This is a genomic window from Paenibacillus sp. GM1FR (assembly GCF_002803315.1).
Lineage (GTDB): Bacteria > Bacillota > Bacilli > Paenibacillales > Paenibacillaceae > Paenibacillus > Paenibacillus amylolyticus.
This window is the reverse complement of the sequence record NZ_MKZL01000002.1, coordinates 90,730-106,720: the sequence shown is the minus strand read 5'-3', so window position 1 is coordinate 106,720 and position 15,991 is coordinate 90,730. Positions and strand designations below refer to the sequence as shown.

16 protein-coding genes are annotated in these 15,991 nt (G+C 45.4%); 8 read left to right on the top strand and 8 right to left on the bottom strand.

Annotated elements, in window-relative coordinates; translation table 11 throughout:
• Positions 1-4 precede the first annotated feature (4 nt).
• Complete coding sequence (lpdA, locus tag PAEAM_RS01425; protein ID WP_100526359.1) at positions 5-1,390, bottom strand: dihydrolipoyl dehydrogenase; 1,386 nt, start codon at positions 1,388-1,390, stop codon at positions 5-7.
• 200 nt (positions 1,391-1,590) lie between these two features.
• On the opposite strand from lpdA, the gene PAEAM_RS01420 reads away from it, so the two are divergent.
• Together PAEAM_RS01420 and PAEAM_RS32660 are read left to right on the top strand one after the other, a co-directional pair.
• Positions 1,591-2,166, top strand: coding sequence for a TetR/AcrR family transcriptional regulator (locus PAEAM_RS01420; RefSeq protein ID WP_100526358.1), 576 nt, complete (start codon positions 1,591-1,593; stop codon positions 2,164-2,166).
• Positions 2,167-2,443: 277 nt separating this feature from the next.
• Positions 2,444-2,524 (top strand): putative holin-like toxin, encoded by an 81-nt coding sequence (locus PAEAM_RS32660; RefSeq protein ID WP_370739116.1) that lies wholly within the window; start codon positions 2,444-2,446, stop codon positions 2,522-2,524.
• 219 nt (positions 2,525-2,743) lie between these two features.
• Here the strand turns inward: PAEAM_RS32660 and PAEAM_RS01415 are convergent, their stop codons facing one another.
• Positions 2,744-3,451, bottom strand: coding sequence for a DNA alkylation repair protein (locus tag PAEAM_RS01415; protein ID WP_100526357.1), 708 nt, complete (start codon positions 3,449-3,451; stop codon positions 2,744-2,746).
• A 516-nt stretch (positions 3,452-3,967) separates the two neighbouring features.
• On the opposite strand from PAEAM_RS01415, the gene PAEAM_RS01410 reads away from it, so the two are divergent.
• Together PAEAM_RS01410 and PAEAM_RS01405 are read left to right on the top strand one after the other, a co-directional pair.
• Positions 3,968-5,131, top strand: a complete 1,164-nt coding sequence (locus PAEAM_RS01410; protein ID WP_100526356.1) for a glycoside hydrolase family 27 protein — start codon at positions 3,968-3,970, stop codon at positions 5,129-5,131.
• Positions 5,132-5,335, top strand: a complete 204-nt coding sequence (locus PAEAM_RS01405) for a hypothetical protein (protein WP_074093540.1) — start codon at positions 5,132-5,134, stop codon at positions 5,333-5,335.
• 2 nt (positions 5,336-5,337) lie between these two features.
• On the opposite strand, the gene PAEAM_RS01400 is transcribed toward PAEAM_RS01405, so the two are convergent.
• Positions 5,338-6,147 (bottom strand): helix-turn-helix transcriptional regulator, encoded by an 810-nt coding sequence (locus tag PAEAM_RS01400; RefSeq protein ID WP_100526355.1) that lies wholly within the window; start codon positions 6,145-6,147, stop codon positions 5,338-5,340.
• Positions 6,148-6,228: 81 nt separating this feature from the next.
• Here PAEAM_RS01400 and PAEAM_RS01395 point away from each other — a divergent pair, with 81 nt between their 5' ends.
• A complete protein-coding gene (locus PAEAM_RS01395) occupies positions 6,229-7,764 on the top strand; it encodes a carboxylesterase/lipase family protein (protein WP_100526354.1) in 1,536 nt (511 codons plus the stop codon).
• A gap of 196 nt (positions 7,765-7,960) precedes the next feature.
• Here the strand turns inward: PAEAM_RS01395 and PAEAM_RS01390 are convergent, their stop codons facing one another.
• Positions 7,961-9,304 carry a sensor histidine kinase gene (locus tag PAEAM_RS01390; protein WP_100526353.1) on the bottom strand — a complete coding sequence of 448 codons (1,344 nt, stop codon included), beginning with the start codon at positions 9,302-9,304 and terminating at the stop codon, positions 7,961-7,963.
• A complete protein-coding gene (locus tag PAEAM_RS01385; RefSeq protein ID WP_100526352.1) occupies positions 9,297-9,989 on the bottom strand; it encodes a response regulator transcription factor in 693 nt (230 codons plus the stop codon). Before PAEAM_RS01385 ends, PAEAM_RS01390 begins: the two co-directional genes overlap by 8 nt.
• A 183-nt stretch (positions 9,990-10,172) precedes the next feature.
• Here PAEAM_RS01385 and PAEAM_RS01380 point away from each other — a divergent pair, with 183 nt between their 5' ends.
• Positions 10,173-10,910, top strand: a complete 738-nt coding sequence (locus PAEAM_RS01380; protein WP_243391231.1) for a TVP38/TMEM64 family protein — start codon at positions 10,173-10,175, stop codon at positions 10,908-10,910.
• A 44-nt stretch (positions 10,911-10,954) separates the two neighbouring features.
• Complete coding sequence (locus PAEAM_RS01375; RefSeq protein WP_100526350.1) at positions 10,955-11,533, top strand: GNAT family N-acetyltransferase; 579 nt, start codon at positions 10,955-10,957, stop codon at positions 11,531-11,533.
• Positions 11,534-11,730: 197 nt separating this feature from the next.
• Here the strand turns inward: PAEAM_RS01375 and PAEAM_RS01370 are convergent, their stop codons facing one another.
• Complete coding sequence (locus PAEAM_RS01370) at positions 11,731-12,897, bottom strand: cobalamin-independent methionine synthase II family protein (protein WP_076253801.1); 1,167 nt, start codon at positions 12,895-12,897, stop codon at positions 11,731-11,733.
• A gap of 114 nt (positions 12,898-13,011) precedes the next feature.
• Positions 13,012-13,581 (bottom strand): SF0329 family protein, encoded by a 570-nt coding sequence (locus tag PAEAM_RS01365; RefSeq protein ID WP_036668348.1) that lies wholly within the window; start codon positions 13,579-13,581, stop codon positions 13,012-13,014.
• Positions 13,582-13,833: 252 nt separating this feature from the next.
• On the opposite strand from PAEAM_RS01365, the gene PAEAM_RS01360 reads away from it, so the two are divergent.
• Entirely contained in the window at positions 13,834-14,889 is a 1,056-nt protein-coding gene (locus PAEAM_RS01360; RefSeq protein WP_100526349.1) for an ankyrin repeat domain-containing protein, read from the top strand.
• A gap of 98 nt (positions 14,890-14,987) precedes the next feature.
• Here PAEAM_RS01360 and PAEAM_RS01355 read toward each other — a convergent pair whose 3' ends face one another.
• Positions 14,988-15,962, bottom strand: a complete 975-nt coding sequence (locus PAEAM_RS01355) for a tRNA dihydrouridine synthase (RefSeq protein WP_100526348.1) — start codon at positions 15,960-15,962, stop codon at positions 14,988-14,990.
• Between the last annotated feature and the right edge of the window lie 29 nt (positions 15,963-15,991).

The window sequence follows — 15,991 nt, the reverse complement described above, 5'->3', positions numbered from 1 at the left end:
CTGACTATTTCTGCTTTTTCATTTTGGTGACCGCGTTCTCGGCTGCCTCCATGATCACTTCTCCCAAAGTGGGATGAGGGTGAATCGTCATGGCCAGATCTTCCACGGTTGCTCCCATCTCGATCGCAAGTGCGAGCTCCGATATCAGTGTAGATGCCTCCACGCCGACGATTTGCGCGCCAATGACAATTCCTGAAGTCGGGTCAGCCACTATTTTCACAAAACCTTCGGTTTCCCTTAACGCCAATGCTCTTCCGTTGATTCCAAAAGAAGATTTTCCAATAACCACTGGAATGGCCTGTGTTTTGGCTTCCGTCTCACTTACTCCAACACTGGATAGCTCCGGATCAGAAAAGACAACAAGCGGAATCACCTTGTAATCCACTTTGGAGGTGAGACCCGCAATGGCCTCTGCAGCTACTTTGGCTTCATAGGATGCCTTGTGAGCAAGTGCCGGACCGGCTGTAATATCTCCAATGGCATAAATGTGCGGGATAACCGTTCTGCACTGTTCATCCGTCTCAACCAGTCCTTTGTTCGTTACGGGCACACCTATGCGTTCCAGTCCTAACTGGCCGTCTGTATTGGGTTTCCTGCCGATTGTAACCAGTACATATTCTGCTGTAACTTGTTGTTGCTCCTGATTTTTTGAATAATGCAGTGTAACGGAATCCGCATTCTGCTCCACCTTTTCGGCAATCGCTCCGGTTACGATGTTGATGTCATCCGCCTTCAATTGTTTGACTACAGGGGCTGCAAGTTCCGCCTCGAATCCGGGCAACACTTGTGCGCCACCCTCAAGAATCGTTACCTTTGTTCCGAATTTCGCATACATCTGTCCAAGCTCCACACCAATATAACCTCCGCCGATAACAATCAGACTACTCGGAACCTCCCCCAAAGACAGTGCTTCTGTGGAAGACAAGATACGACCTCCAACTGGAAATGCTGGCAGCTCAATTGGACTAGACCCCGTTGCCAGTATCAGATTTCTAAAAGAAATGATTTGCTCCTGTCCAGTTTGCTGGATCATGGCTGTGTGCTCATCCACCAGACGGGCCTCTCCTTCCAGAATGTTCACACCCGCAGTCTTTAACAAATAGTGGACGCCACCTGCCTGTTTATTCACAACCCCCTGTTTAAAATCCTGAGCAGTCTTAAATGTCGCTGCCGAGTCAGTTTGATTGAACTGTCTGAACCAATCATAGCGATGCGATTCCGCAATTAAGGCTTTGGATGGTATGCAACCCACATGTGTACAGACCCCGCCGAGCTGTTTACGTTCAACAATCGCCGTCTTCATCCCCAACTGCGAAGAACGAAGCGCCGCCACATATCCCCCTGGACCTGATCCAATAACTAACGTATCCACAGATTCAAGCTTGCTCATATTCTGATACCTCCCGATTTGAAGTCATTTTAAAATATGATGACCGTAATATATTATAACCATCATATTTTAAGACCGTCAACAACCGTATTTGGCCCTTTTCTAAATCAACTGATATTCAGTCGCCAAATTGACAGGCTTTATTATGATGACTATAATATTTTAAAAAGCATAATGATGAAACTATGGAGTGAATGATCATGCCCTATCCCAAAGGACATAAGATAAAAGTACGAGGTAAGATTGTTGAAAGTGCGGCTCGAGCTTTTCGCACCAATGGTATCCAGGAGGTGAGTGTCCCGTTTATTATGAAGGGAGCTGGATTAACTCACGGAGGGTTCTATTCACACTTTGACAACAAGGAACAATTAGTTGCCGAAGCCTGCGAATATGCCATCAGTGATACCATTGCACTTCTACAGAACGTGGCTGATCAGCAAGAGCAAAATCCCAAAATCAATAAAGTAATCGATTATTATTTGAGTCCGTATCACCGCGACCAAACAGAAATGAGCTGTATTTTCCCCGCCCTTTCCAGCGAAATATCCCGTTCGTCCGAAGAGGTTCGGCAGGTGTTCACCCATGAATTGGAGCGGATGATCACTTTTATCTCCAATCTGGCTGAGATCGATATGTCCAGCGGTCGTGCACTGTTCAGTACAATGGTTGGTTCGCTTGTACTTGCACGCTCTGTTAGTGATCCTGAGCTTAGCGACAGCTTTCTCTCGGCGGGCAGGCAGCAAGCCAAAGAAATGGTTAAAAGGAACGATATGTAGCCTCGATGTTGCTATATGCTTATTAACTAGCTGTCAACAAAAAACACGCCTATAAATGGCGTGTTTTTCTTATCTGTTTGCAACTAAATAACTTCCATACTAGCCACCGTAACGCTCTTCTCGCACTCAAAGTACGAGGTCATTAACATTCCCAAACTTTTATAAAAACGAATTATTGTTCATCTATTAGCTCCAAGAAAAATATGGTATACTCACAGAGCAATGGAAAGGCTTATATGGGCGGTCGGCTAATCTCCCGGAAGGGAGGTGATGCCTTGTGACAGTATTTGAAGCAATTATGCTAATGCTTACCTTCGGTTTGCTGATTGTAGCGTTGCTGTCCAATAAAGACAAATAGACCGCCCTCTGGCTAAGGGATGCGGTCTATTTAGTCGGTACCCTGTTTGTTAAGCCCACCGCCCTTAAAAGCGGCTATTGCATCAGAGAGTCGTGTTAGCGCACGGCTCTCTTTGCATTATAAGCTGTTTCTGTCCTCATTATAACATGGAGATTGTGGATTTCAATCCTACGATAACCATATATTCCGTATGTTAAAACTGACGCTACGGCGAAAATTTCAGCATCTTACATATTTACGCTTGAACCCCGTCCGCCCTTTTTCCACTGCCTTTTGGATATTCTCAGAGGCATTCAGCAGCTTACTCTTGGGCTTATCCTTGTTCACTTCGACAGGTCCCACAGCCTTGGCTATCTCCACTGCCTGATCGTGCAACGGTTGATAGGATGTTGCAACGGTATACAGGAAATTGTTCATCGAATATTTCGTTCGTTCCGGAGATTCGTGAATCGTCTTTTTCACCTGTTCCAGCATCTCCATCAGTTTATTCTCCGAAAACTCAGCATCCTTTCGACTGCCGAGTAACCAACAGTAACAGCTCCATCCTGCTGACATTTTCAGCTCATCTCCGCTGGCGATCCACTTATCCGAAACTTCTTGAGCAATATCCGTCTCGGCTAACGTCACAGCAACGATAAAGTCAGAGATCATGTAAAAATAAGCAGCGTCAATCCAACGGTCAAAATTAGCTTCCGTCATCGCTTGAGGATCGGCAATCACGCCCGCAAAGTACATCGCATCATAATTCCCCGTTGCATATAGTTGCTCTACCAAAGGTTGATCCTTTTTGATCCGCTTCGCCATTGGTTTCATCGCCCCGGTTGCCACGCCAAATAGCGGTTCATGCGCACCATTGGAGATATAGATTTTTTTCGTTCGTTCTTTGCCCAGCGCTTCAAGCTCCTGCATCACTTCATCTAGATTCATTTCGTGACACTCCCAATCCTATAAATTATATATCTGATCATATCAAACAGACACTTATGTTTAACGAAAAACCGATGGGAAATTGCACATTATCCAATTGGAACCCTTCTGCCATATGCATAATCGTCCCGGCGGGATTGTTACCATTCGTATGAGGGATTCCCCACTGGGGTATTTTTCCTGAAAGAACTGAATACTATTCAGATTTCCCTGTTGCTCTGACATCCTGTTCGAGCATTATCACCGATCATAACATCTATACCCTTGTTTCGCACAGATCCCTGAAAAGATAGATATAACTTCTTCACAGACAGACATTTTTCCTTTCTTATGCTTCTACCGGCAACTTCTGAATACCTGCCCAGAGCCTGATTGGAAGAGGGAATTCCCCCAGCACAAGCAGAGCAACATATGTCCATGTCCAAGCAACGTTAAGCTATGGCAGGATACGTCACTCATCGTTTATGTTCAGTTTAGTGTTGTTAACAAAACCGAGATGAGGAAGGATGCGAGAGCATGAGCAACAATCAAGTGTTAGGCTTTGCCCCTGCCCTGGGCTGGAATTCGTGGAATACCTTTACGTGGGATATTAACGAACAATTAATTCGGGATGTCGCTGATGTGTTTGTATCGGAAGGTTATCTGGCCGCTGGTTACGAGTATATTGTCATTGATGATTGCTGGAGCCTGAAGGAACGTGATGCGAGTGGCAATCTGGTGGCTGACCCGGAGAAATTCCCGAGTGGAATGAGAGCGCTTTCTGATTATATCCATAGCAAAGGACTGAAGTTCGGCATGTATTCATGCGTGGGTACACATACATGTGCCGGGTATCCAGGCAGCTTCGAGCATGAATTCCAGGATGCTGCCCTTTTTGCCGAATGGGGCGTTGATTATTTGAAGTATGATTACTGCTTCAAGCCGCGCCATATCTCAGGAGAACTGCTGTACAAACGGATGAGCCTTGCGCTCAAAAACTGCGGACGCGATATCCTGTTCTCCGCCTGCAACTGGGGAGCTGACGATGTATACGATTGGATTCGCGAATCGGGGGCTCATATGTACCGCTCCACCGGCGATATCCGTGACAATTGGGATTCGGTGAAGGAACTTGCCCTGTCTCAATTGGGCAAACAAAGCTACACCGGCTCCTTCTGCCATAACGACATGGATATGCTGATTGTAGGTATGTACGGTGGAAGCAACAATGATTATATTGGCAGCATTGGCGGATGCAACGACATCGAATATAAAACCCACTTCTCTCTCTGGTCCATGATGGGTTCCCCATTAATGATCGGATGTGACGTGCGCAAGGCTAACCAGATTACAAAAGATATTCTCCTGAATCCTGACCTGATCGCTATCAATCAGGATGTAGAAGCGCGCGGAGCTTACCGCATTAAACCAGAACCGCAATGGTTTCACACGGACGATGTATTTATGCTGGTGAAGGTACTCACAGATGGAGATCTAGCTATTGGTTTCTTCAACCTGAGCGACAGCCAGCGGGAATTGTCTTTGCAATTTTGGGATATGGGTCTGCCTTACGCTGCCGGTTATGCCCTGTCCCTGTATGACTGCTGGGAACATCAAGAGCTTGGCGTATTCCGTGAACGCTTCGCTCCCGTTGTCGCAGCACATGATTGTTTACTTGTGCGTGCCAAACTGGTGAAATAGATGGCTCAACATCGCCTGTGCACCTCCTGTCAGGTCCCGCTCTCTTCAGACGATGTGGGCATCTACCTCAAATTGATCTCGCGCTCTGCCCAGCAATTTCTGTGCATTGATTGTATAGGAGTGAAGCTGAACTGTGGACGTGAGCCTATTGAGAAGCTGATCCGTTATTTCCGAGAGTCCGGGAACTGCGCCCTGTTCCGTTAACGTTATGCCTTGGTCCCGTGCAGCATCATGTACGATGTTGGCGTGTGTGAAGTTGCTTTCTTGAATACTTTGGAAAAATATAACGGATCATTGTAGCCGACAGAATAAGCTACCGATTGAATCGGCAGGCCCGACGTTTTCAACAGTTCACAGGCGCGCTCGATTCGGCAGGATGTAATATACTCCAAAACAGACTTGCCGGTTGCTGCCTTAAACAGACGAAACAAATAACTGCGCTCCAGATTAACTGCCTTTACGATCTCGGTGACGGTCAATGTTGGCTTCCAGTAGTTATGCTCGATGTACTTTCTCGCCAGCCAGACATAATCCTTGGCGTCCACCTGCGGCTCTTTCGGATAATGCTCCATATAGTAGGAGAGCAGCAGACGCAAACGTGCATCCGCCCGCAGTAATTCATAAGATGATGCACCCGCGTTCCAGGCAAGGTGGAAAAAAGGCTGCAATGTCTCCGGCGAGACCGTCACCACGGGTTGTACCTCTGAGAGCTGTGTCAGCCCCAGCAACCGCCCGGCATCCTCACCGCTAAACTCCACCCAGACGTACTCCCATGGATCTTGCGGGTCTGGATAATAGTAAATCTCCTTTTGCGGAAATATGATAAAGCTTTCCCCCGTAACGAGCCGAAAAACGCGGCCGCCCGTCTCCAGCGTCCCTTGGCCGCGGATAATATAGTGCAGCGCATAAACGTCACGCACGCCTGGCCCCCATTGGTGAGGGTTAGCTGGCTTGTGACCACCGCTGATAAAATACAAATTACTGGCTCTACTGCTCTCATGCCAAATCGGATTCAACCTTGATTCCCCCTTTCTAATGCCACGTTGATCAAATGTTCGGTAACGCTTACACGCTAAATCCAGAGAGGAGAATGTTGTATGCTTAGAATGGTTACGGTAGAACATGGACAAGTGCAAGGACTGCCCGCGGCGGACCCGCGGATTACCAGCTTCAAGGGAATTCCTTTTGCCGCACCTCCTGTAGGTGAGAACCGCTGGCGCGCTCCGCAACCGCAGTCGAACTGGGAAGGTGTACTGCAAGCTTTTGATTTTGCCCCCATCTCCATGCAAGCCCCAACAGTCATCGATGATAACAATATCTATACCCGCGAATGGGCCGTTGATCCCGACCTGCCCATGGACGAGGATTGTCTGTATCTGAATGTCTGGACACCCGCCAAGCGTACGGACGAGAAGTTGCCTGTTTTTGTCTGGTATTTTGGCGGGGGCCTGCAAGTCGGCCATACGGCCGAAATGGAATTTGATGGCGAGCGAATCGCTCGTAGAGGTATTGTCGTTGTGACGATTAATTATCGACTGAATGCCTTTGGCTTCCTGTGCCATCCTGAGATTAGTGCCGAATCCCCACATGCACCCGCCAACTTTGGTCATCTTGATCAACAAGCAGGTACCCAGTGGGTCAAACGCAACATTGCCGCCTTTGGCGGTGATCCAGACCAGATCACCATCGGCGGACAGTCGGCAGGCGGAGGAAGTGTACTCAGCCAGATGACCTCTCCTCAAAATAAAGGCTTGTTCCAGCGAGCCGTCATCATGAGCGGTATAGCTACCGAGTTGTACCCGAAGGTCCGCGTGCCTTCTGTCCGCTCCACACTAAGGGATGCAGAGCAAGCAGGGGTTGAATTTTTCGGCTTCCTGGGTGTATCTTCCCTGGCTGAGGCGAGACAACTGGATGCTGAATATCTCCGTGATAAAGCACTCGAATACAAAAGCTTCTGGGGAACCGTCATCGACGAACAATTCTGCGCAGGCGATCCGTTTACTCGTTTTGTTCAGCAGGAGCGCGAGGCGATACCCGTAATGCTGGGGCATACGTCTTCCGAATTTTGGACCCGTCCCGCCGCAACCAATCTGGAAGAACTGAAGCAGATGGCTGTGGAGCTGTTTGGCGAGGATGCTCCTGCCTTTTTGCAACTATGTGAGGCTGATTCCGGCCAAATCGAACATGCTCTGCAACAAGCATCGGTCCGCATGATCCAACATGCCATTCTGCTCGCCATCCGCGCGAACAGCGGTCATCCGTCTGAAACGCCTCTCTACTATTATAACTTCGACGCCGAGATTCCGGGCTGGGATCAGCCAGGTACTTTTCACTCCGTTGATCTGTGGTTCTTCTTCGAAACACTTGCCAAATGCTGGCGGCCTTTCACAGGCAAGCATTATGATCTGGCTCGCCAGATGTGTAATTACTTATCCAACTTTATTGCTACAGGTGACCCAAACGGTTCGGACTCCACCGGAAAGCTGATGCCTCATTGGACTCCTTGTACTACGGAACAGCCGTATCTAATAGAATTTGGCGATCAGGCTCAATTACAGAAGGCTGAGCCCGGACCGATGCTCGCGTTTTTAATTGAACAATATTTCAAGAAACAGAATGCACCTGTTGTTTAAAACATGAGGTTTGCCCTCTCGCAATATATGTAAGAGCCATGCTGTCGCATGGCTCTTTTTGTATAGTGTGAATGGTAGAGCGATATTCTTTCTCCTACGCCTATTTAGCAAGCTCCTCCACTACAGCACCCTAAGGTAACAAAATTAGACAGCAAGATGGATTCCACGAACACTCAGCATCATTTCAAGAGATCCGTTATATATGAGTCTGTGTTGGTTTGTTGATGATGACAGGTAGCATAATCTGTAGTGAAAAGATATCCTTTTCCTGCGACACCGTCAACGTCCCGTTGTGCTGCTGGATCATTTTCTGACAACTAACGAGTCCAATTTCGTTGCTATCTTTCTTTTTGCCAACACGTTTAATCTTATTCTCCACCTCAAGAATAACCCATTGTTGCCTCAAAGAAATCTGGATATGAACGGGATGCCCTGGATCGGCGTATTTTCGAATATTTGAAAATATATTATCCATTACGCGACGCATGGCGACCAGATTGATTTCCAGCAAAAACTCCTCATGATGTGCATCTGTCTGAACCTGCACGTCTATATCGTCCAAAACCACTAATTGCTCATCTATGAGTTGATCGATAAGCGCTCTGCCCTCATACATTTCAAATTCTACTTCCTCTTCTTCAGCGGCCGAGGATACCGTAAAATATTCAAATAGTTTGTCCGACAACACTTTGATCTGATAAGCCTTCTCCCGGCTATTATGAATATACTGCAATAGATCCTCATGTGTCTTATATTTGTTGAGCTCTATGATATCCATATATCCTAATAGAATCGTGAGTGGTGTTCGCAAATCATGGGAAATCGCCGTGATCAATTCACGGTTGGCCATCCTGACCCTCTCCTCGCTGCCCAGCCGCTCCACAAATGATTTCCTCATCTCATCAATACTCTGGGCCAGAGATGACAGTTCATCCTTTCCCGATATCGTAATCGAATAATCCAAATTTCCACCTTCGAGTATTTTGATCTCTTGTTCAAGCACGCCAATATAAGATGTTTTCTTATTAATCATCAGTAGAAAGGAAACAATAAACACAATGGCCGCTATGAAAACACCAATAATCAGAATGAGGTTGTAATATTGATACTCATAAAAGCTAACCAAGTATATCTGGGCATCCTGATCCGCAAAATGGATGGTGGTGATGGGTATTTTTGATGGCACGAATTGAGTTAACAACTCTTCATTAATGGCAGGATCAATCTCCGTGTTGGAGGAAAATATCAATTTGTCTTTTGCAAAAATATACAGATTTAAGTAGCGCTCATGTCTTATCCAAGCATACAATTGCTCATGATCACGGGTTGACACGTTCTGGTTATCCACAAATGCTTCGAATCGATCAAGCGCATCTTGCTGCCTGTTCTCTACAAAAGTGGATTTGCTTAAATAACTATCCAATACAGTCTCGCCAACAACTTGTAAAATAACGAGTGCACTTATGGAAATGACCAAAGAAATGACAACCGCCAGAACCAGTTTAATCTTCAGCTTTTTTCCGATTAATAATCTATTCAATTTTGTACCCCTTCCCCCAAACGGTCTTCACATATTTAGGGTTCTGCGGGTCATCCTCCAGTTTGCCTCTCAAGTTACGAATATGAACCATCACCGTGTTATTACACGTATAAAAGTAGGGTTGCCCCCAAACACTCTCATATATGTTTTCTGCCGAGAATACCTTTCGTCGTTTCTTAACCAACAACAGCAAAATCTGGTATTCAATTTCAGTCAGAGCAATCTCCTTCTCCCCAACAAACACGGCTTTTGAATCCTGATGGACGGTAAGATCCTTAACGATAATTTGGTCCTGTTCTTCGGTCTTCTCCTTGCCCCGATAAACATAATACCTCCGCAGTAAGGCCTTCACCCTCGAAACAAGTTCTGTATAGGAAAAGGGTTTGGACAAAAAGTCATCACTGCCTGAGGAAAATGCCAATTGTTTGTCAGAATCCTGCGTTTTCGCCGTGAGAAACAGGATCGGTGCGCTTGTTTTTTCACGAATCTCCAGACAAGCCTTCAGCCCCGATTTATTGGGCATCATCATATCCAAAATAATGAGATCCGTCTCTTCGTTCACTTTATCAATCGCATCTTGACCATCTATCGCTTCAATCACTTCATAATTCTCACTCTCTAACAAAATCCTTACAATTTCACGAATTTCACTGTTATCATCAGCAATTAGAATTTTCTTGCTCATCTGATCCCTCCGTCTAATTTCAGTATAATATGCGCTATTAGCGACTACCAGCAAATACAATCGACTTAAGAATTCTTCAGAAGTTATGTAGGTATCTCTTAATAATTTCGTCTTATACTGTAAATATGTAGAAGTTATTAGACAAAGGGGTCGTCAGGTATGCCACAAACTTCGAAAAAAGTAATGATTAACATATTGTTGGGTCTGTTCATCATGTTGTCCATTGGTCTACTGGTGTATTATTCTCCTGCCATTATTAAAATCATGTCTTCCATGGACAACTTCAGAGCGTATATTCACTCAACAGACCATTGGGGTCCGGTCATGTTTATTTTATTCCAGATTCTTCAGATCGTGGTTGCACCTATTCCAGGAGAAGTGGTACAGATTGCAGGCGGTTATATCTATGGGGTTACACTTGGGTCCTTGTATACTACAATAGGTTTGATTATAGGCTCAGCGATTGCTTTTTATTTCACTCGTTTTATCGGTCGCGCTTATATTTCACGGCTAATGCAAAAGAAAAATAATAAGTGGATGTCGTTAATTCATGATGAGAAGAAGTTCTCCGCTTTTTTATTCATCTTTTTCGTAATTCCCGGCTTGCCCAAAGACATGCTTGTATTTGTCGCCGCACTTACATCGATTAGTTCGTTTAGATTCTTCACGATCCTTATCGTCGGTCGTCTGCCGTGGATCATCGCATCTACCGTTGTAGGGTCCACAATTCATATGCAACAATACACAATCGCCATTATTATTTCTGTTATCGCTGTAATCGGGTTTGTACTCGGTTATATCTATAGGGAGAAATTGGTGGGATTGTTCTCCCGGTCAGACAGTACCAAAGCCAAAGCCAAGGCTATACCCAGTTATAGTACGAATAGGGAGTCTCGTAAAATAAAAAGAGATACAACATGAACAAAGCCAATCTATTGATATGAAAACCGGAGGTATATCAACTTATGCAAATGCTTAAAACCAATCGATTAATCCTGAGAAATTTCACCTTAACGGACGCAGCCGGACTGTTGGAATATACAGCAAATCCCAGAGTGAATTGTTTTATGGATCAACAAATTTCAACATTGGAAGATGCGGCGGCAGAGGTCGCAAAAAGAAGCAGTGACGATTCCCACATCGCGGTTTGCCTGAAAGACAGTAACGAGTTGATCGGTGAGCTGTTTGGTATGAGGGAAGATCGGGATTCCGATACGGATAAAGATTCGAATTCAGATACGTATAGTATAGGTTGGAATTTTAATGGCAGATTTGAAGGGAAAGGGTACGCCAGTGAGAGCGCCAATGCTTTCATCAAAAATCTCTTTATGGAACAGGGAATAAGAAGATTGTACGCTTATGTCGAGGATGATAACTTCCGTTCTCAGAAACTGTGTGAGAAGCTGGGCATGCGCCGGGAGGGTCTTTTTTTGGAGTTCATTTCATTTGTCAAAAATGAGGACGGCACACCGAAATACGAGAATACGTATCAATATGCTTTGTTGAAAAAGGAATGGCTGGCACAGCGTGAATCGCAGAAATAAAAAATGACAAGCCCCATCATTAGTTTAAAAAAGTTATAGAAATGAGAACGTACCTATACGTATACGTACGTTCCACAACAAATACGGCGGCTTCTCACTGGATAGATTCCAGAGGAAAAGTCGCCGTTTCATTATCGCACAGAACTCTATTGATCGAGCAATGTATTTATAAGGTCACAATACATTTAGCTTGAATTCTAGACGGTGCTGCCCCAATATTGCTTTGCAATCTTCTGCCCTTGATCAATCTTCGCCCATTGCTGAGCTTCGCTTAATTCGTTACCACCATCGCAGGATGCAAATCCGCATTGGTGGGACAACAGCAGCCGATCCTTATCGATGATTTTGGATGCTTCGTCCAGCAAACGGACAACACGTGCTTCATCATCGAGTGTACTCGTTTTGGATGACAACAGACCCAGTACAATTTCCGTTTCAGGTCTGTCCTTGAACACTTCCAGAGCTTCAATTGAACCCGCACGATCATCATCCCACTCCAGGAAGAAACGGTCATACTTCAATTGCTTCAGGAACAGATTCGCAATTTTGGCATACGATCCACCACCCATGTTGCGGGAATCATAATTGCCGCGGCAGTTATGTGTCCACATTTTCAAGCCAAGGCTATGACCAAAGTCAATCACGGTATTATTAATATCAATGAATTCGGTAGCAAGTCCCTTTACTTCATCTTGATTAATATTTTCCCCTGTAAAAGGAGAGTTCGGGTTGTCGTCTGCAAACAGTTCCCACAAGCAATCATCGAATTGCAGAATTTTACCGCCCACTGCAGCGAATTCCTCCACGAATTCCTTATACGCGATCACAAGACCCTCTTTGAGCTCCTGTATGTTTTGATATACAGCATCCGTTCCACCAATGTTATCTGACCAGGAAAGCTCACCGAAAATATGGGAAGGAGACGGTACGCAAAGTTTCGTTTGTTGCTCGCCAGCCGTGTCTTGCAGTTGTTGGAACAGTTGAATGAAATGATGGTTCTTTCCACTCAATTTATCAGTGATGCGCAGTCCAATATCTTTGCGTGTTTCATACTTCGAAGTTCCGTCTACATCTCTGAAAAAATAGCCGTGATCCGCGATGTAACGCTTCACTCCGCCAAATCCCCATACAAAGTCCAGATGCCACATCGATTTGGAGAATTCGCCATCGGTAACCACGGACAAGTTATGTTCGATTTCCTTAGCGACAACTTGTTTGATTGCCTCCGTCTCACACTTCTCATATCCTTCGTAGTTTTCATAGAACGGATATTGGATATCATCATTATGTTCAATTTGCGTTTTATATTTCAGCAGCTCATCCGGCCGCAATAAACTTCCTACGATCTGGAACTTATCAGTCATGTAAAAAACCCCCTCGTTGTATACAATGATCATATCACGCTGAGAGCAGTTAGAAGGGATACTAAAAAACCATAACTGGTTATAGTTAAAAGCTATATCAAAAGTTATTCAATTTCACACCGTACGACGACGCAGTTCATAAAAATACTGAACGGCTGGATGCTTTAATTTGACCTGCTCCGACATATTTAGAATTCTCTTTTTGCCAACTCGTCTGTCCATTAAAGCCAGAATATTAAACAAGATATCCTTGCTCTCCAGATTATCCTCTATAGAAGTGGATAAATACGTCGTAGCTGCAACAGTAAAATTTGATTTACTGAGTGCGGTCTGAGCCAACAAAAGCTCTTTGGCATGCACGGAGATTTTTCTACTTCTTGCCATGACTTGAAGACGATCCTCGGGAATGGGTCCTTTGGAATCTTTTCTGATAGCTTCAATCTCTTCATCGCTCACAGGAATCATGATTTCCGGGTCGCTCTTGATCTCCTGCTCTGACTGATACCATCGAATTGGGGTTGTAGTATCACTCATGTTGAGTACATTCTTTTTATCTACAGTAATATAACAATTGCCTGATTTATCAGGTGAATAGCTATAGCTGGTGGCACGGTACTCCACCCTTCCAACTAACGCAGGACTGAGAAAACTCTCCAGTTGTTGCTTCAATTTACTCCAGGACATAGATCCTCCTATTATCAAAAGCCTACCGCATGAATTGCGGCGATCATTTCAAATATTTTTCAATCCGTCTCCAGTATCAACATTCATCTAAATTATAACATAGCAAACCAAATGGATGATGGAAGAAACCCAGTTATTGGTTTTAAAATTCCCTATGTGATAAAATTGCAGAAAATTATCTACTTACTATTAAATCGTCATAGCCTACCATCGGAACATACGTTGTTATTCACAAAGGAGAGGAAGAGTGTAATGGCTACGAAGAAAGCAACCTTACCTGCTCATATGGAAAAACTCGTTAAAGATAATGATATCGCTACTGTAAAAGAAATTTTCGAGCAATGCGAATGGGATGCACGTGGGGGTTATAGCAAAGGTACGGCCCTCAGCTTTCGGCATATTTCGGATGAATTGGTCCGCTGGCTGGTAGCGCAAGGGGCAGACATTAATGCACTTGACAAATATCAACGCACGCCTTTACATGCCCATGCCTCACACTGGTCAGGAAATGTACCCCTGTTCCTTGAATTAGGTGCAGATCTGGACGCTGTGGATTACCAAAATGAAACACCATTACATGCAGCCGTCAATGGGTATCGAACCAAAGTGGTTCAAGAGTTGGTAAACCAAGGCGCTACGATTAACGTTGAAAATAAACAGGGAAATACCCCGTTAGCTAAGGGGTTAGTCAATTGCAGGAATAGCGATATAGTCAATCTGGCAGAGATTGCCGCAATTCTGCTGGATGCCGGAGCATCGGTCACCCCGGATATGAAAGAATCGCTGAAGCGGGTCGGTAAGGATTTTGAATTCGTCCGTGAGAAGTTTAATAAGGACAAGGTCGATGAAGTTTCAGACGCGCTGATCAAACTGTACCAGTTATTTGATATCGAGCCGGTAGCGAATCGGATCATGCATGACGGGACTTCACCCATTCAGGTAAAGGCAACCTCTTGGACCAAACAGCACCAAGAGCTGTGGGAATCTCTCATCCCGGCCCAGGGCCATGCTCAAACGGTGCAGGGAGAGGTCATCCGCATCACAGGACGTGTATCCCATGAAGTATTGGATAATGGCGGTGGAAACTGGGATGCGGAGTATCGCAAGATGCTCGATGCACTGATTCATCACCTGGGCTCTGGTGCGCCACTCGCCCCGGCACTGCTCCAAGAGGCAACAGACTTGGTCAGCAGACTTCACAATGGATACGATTTTGATGCGCCCGCCAGATTATCCGAGTTGGCTGTGTTATGGGTGCTTGCCAATCCTCAGCCGGTGGCTATGGAAAAGCCTGCGTATACGCGTTAAACAGCAAAGCAAAAAAAAGAAGCGGAAGAGTTACCGCTTCTTTTTTTTGCTATTAAATCTACCTGAATCATACTCCGTATCCATTATTACGTCTTACTCTACTCTACCTGTTCATTGCTTTCAAACTCATTGAGCAATTCGCGTACTTTAGAAGTGGTTTTGGCGTTCATCAAGCTGTTTCTCAGCTCACTAGCACCGCGGAAGCCACGAACATAGATTTTGAAAAAACGGGCCAGCGGGCTGAACGAACGCGTTTCAAGCTCGGAATATTGATCATGGAGATCTAAATGCAGCCGTAGCAAATCAAGCAATTCCGTGCTGCTGTGTTCCTTTGGCTCCTTTTCAAAAGCAAATGGATTTTGGAAAATACCGCGCCCAATCATAATACCATCCACACCATATTGCTCCACGAGTCTCAGGCCTGTCTCACGGTCAGGAATATCCCCGTTAATCGTCAGCAGTGTATTAGGCGCTATCTCGTCACGAAGCTTCTTAATCTCCGGAATCAGTTCCCAGTGAGCGTCTACTTTGCTCATTTCTTCTCTTGTCCGCAAGTGAATGGACAGATTCACGATGTCCTGTTGCAAAATATGGGTTAACCAGTCGCGCCATTCATCGACCTCAGTAAATCCGAGACGCGTTTTTACACTGACCGGCAGCCCCCCGGCTTTCGCCGCCTGAATAATCTCCGCCGCAAGGGCTGGCCGGCAGATCAATCCACTTCCTTTTCCATTCTCGGCCACATTCGCTACCGGACAACCCATATTGATATCGATACCTTTAAATCCTTCTTTCGCCATACCGATACTCATCTCACGAAAGAATTCCGGTTTATCTCCCCAGATATGAGCCACAATCGGCTGTTCGTCCGCTGTAAACGTCAAACGCCCGCGCACACTATGGTGCCCCTCCGGGTGACAATAACTCTCTGTATTCGCAAACTCCGTAAAAAACACATCCGGTCTGCCCGCTTCACTTACGACATGCCGAAACACAACATCCGTCACATCTTCCATGGGTGCCAGTATAAAAAATGGTCGTGGCAATTCACGCCAAAAGTTTTCCTTTGTCATCTCAAAAGCTCCTCTATACATTCCAGGAC

Coding starts and splice junctions, on each gene's coding strand:
- PAEAM_RS01365 (WP_036668348.1), bottom strand. CDS start 13,581: ATGTCCTGGAGTAAATTGAAGCAACAACTGGAGAGTTTTCTCAGTCCT.
- PAEAM_RS01375 (WP_100526350.1), top strand. CDS start 10,955: ATGCAAATGCTTAAAACCAATCGATTAATCCTGAGAAATTTCACCTTA.
- PAEAM_RS01380 (WP_243391231.1), top strand. CDS start 10,173: ATGATTAACATATTGTTGGGTCTGTTCATCATGTTGTCCATTGGTCTA.
- PAEAM_RS01355 (WP_100526348.1), bottom strand. CDS start 15,962: ATGACAAAGGAAAACTTTTGGCGTGAATTGCCACGACCATTTTTTATA.
- PAEAM_RS01420 (WP_100526358.1), top strand. CDS start 1,591: ATGCCCTATCCCAAAGGACATAAGATAAAAGTACGAGGTAAGATTGTT.
- PAEAM_RS01370 (WP_076253801.1), bottom strand. CDS start 12,897: ATGACTGATAAGTTCCAGATCGTAGGAAGTTTATTGCGGCCGGATGAG.
- PAEAM_RS01385 (WP_100526352.1), bottom strand. CDS start 9,989: ATGAGCAAGAAAATTCTAATTGCTGATGATAACAGTGAAATTCGTGAA.
- lpdA (WP_100526359.1), bottom strand. CDS start 1,390: ATGAGCAAGCTTGAATCTGTGGATACGTTAGTTATTGGATCAGGTCCA.
- PAEAM_RS01395 (WP_100526354.1), top strand. CDS start 6,229: ATGCTTAGAATGGTTACGGTAGAACATGGACAAGTGCAAGGACTGCCC.
- PAEAM_RS01360 (WP_100526349.1), top strand. CDS start 13,834: ATGGCTACGAAGAAAGCAACCTTACCTGCTCATATGGAAAAACTCGTT.
- PAEAM_RS01410 (WP_100526356.1), top strand. CDS start 3,968: ATGAGCAACAATCAAGTGTTAGGCTTTGCCCCTGCCCTGGGCTGGAAT.
- PAEAM_RS01405 (WP_074093540.1), top strand. CDS start 5,132: ATGGCTCAACATCGCCTGTGCACCTCCTGTCAGGTCCCGCTCTCTTCA.
- PAEAM_RS01415 (WP_100526357.1), bottom strand. CDS start 3,451: ATGAATCTAGATGAAGTGATGCAGGAGCTTGAAGCGCTGGGCAAAGAA.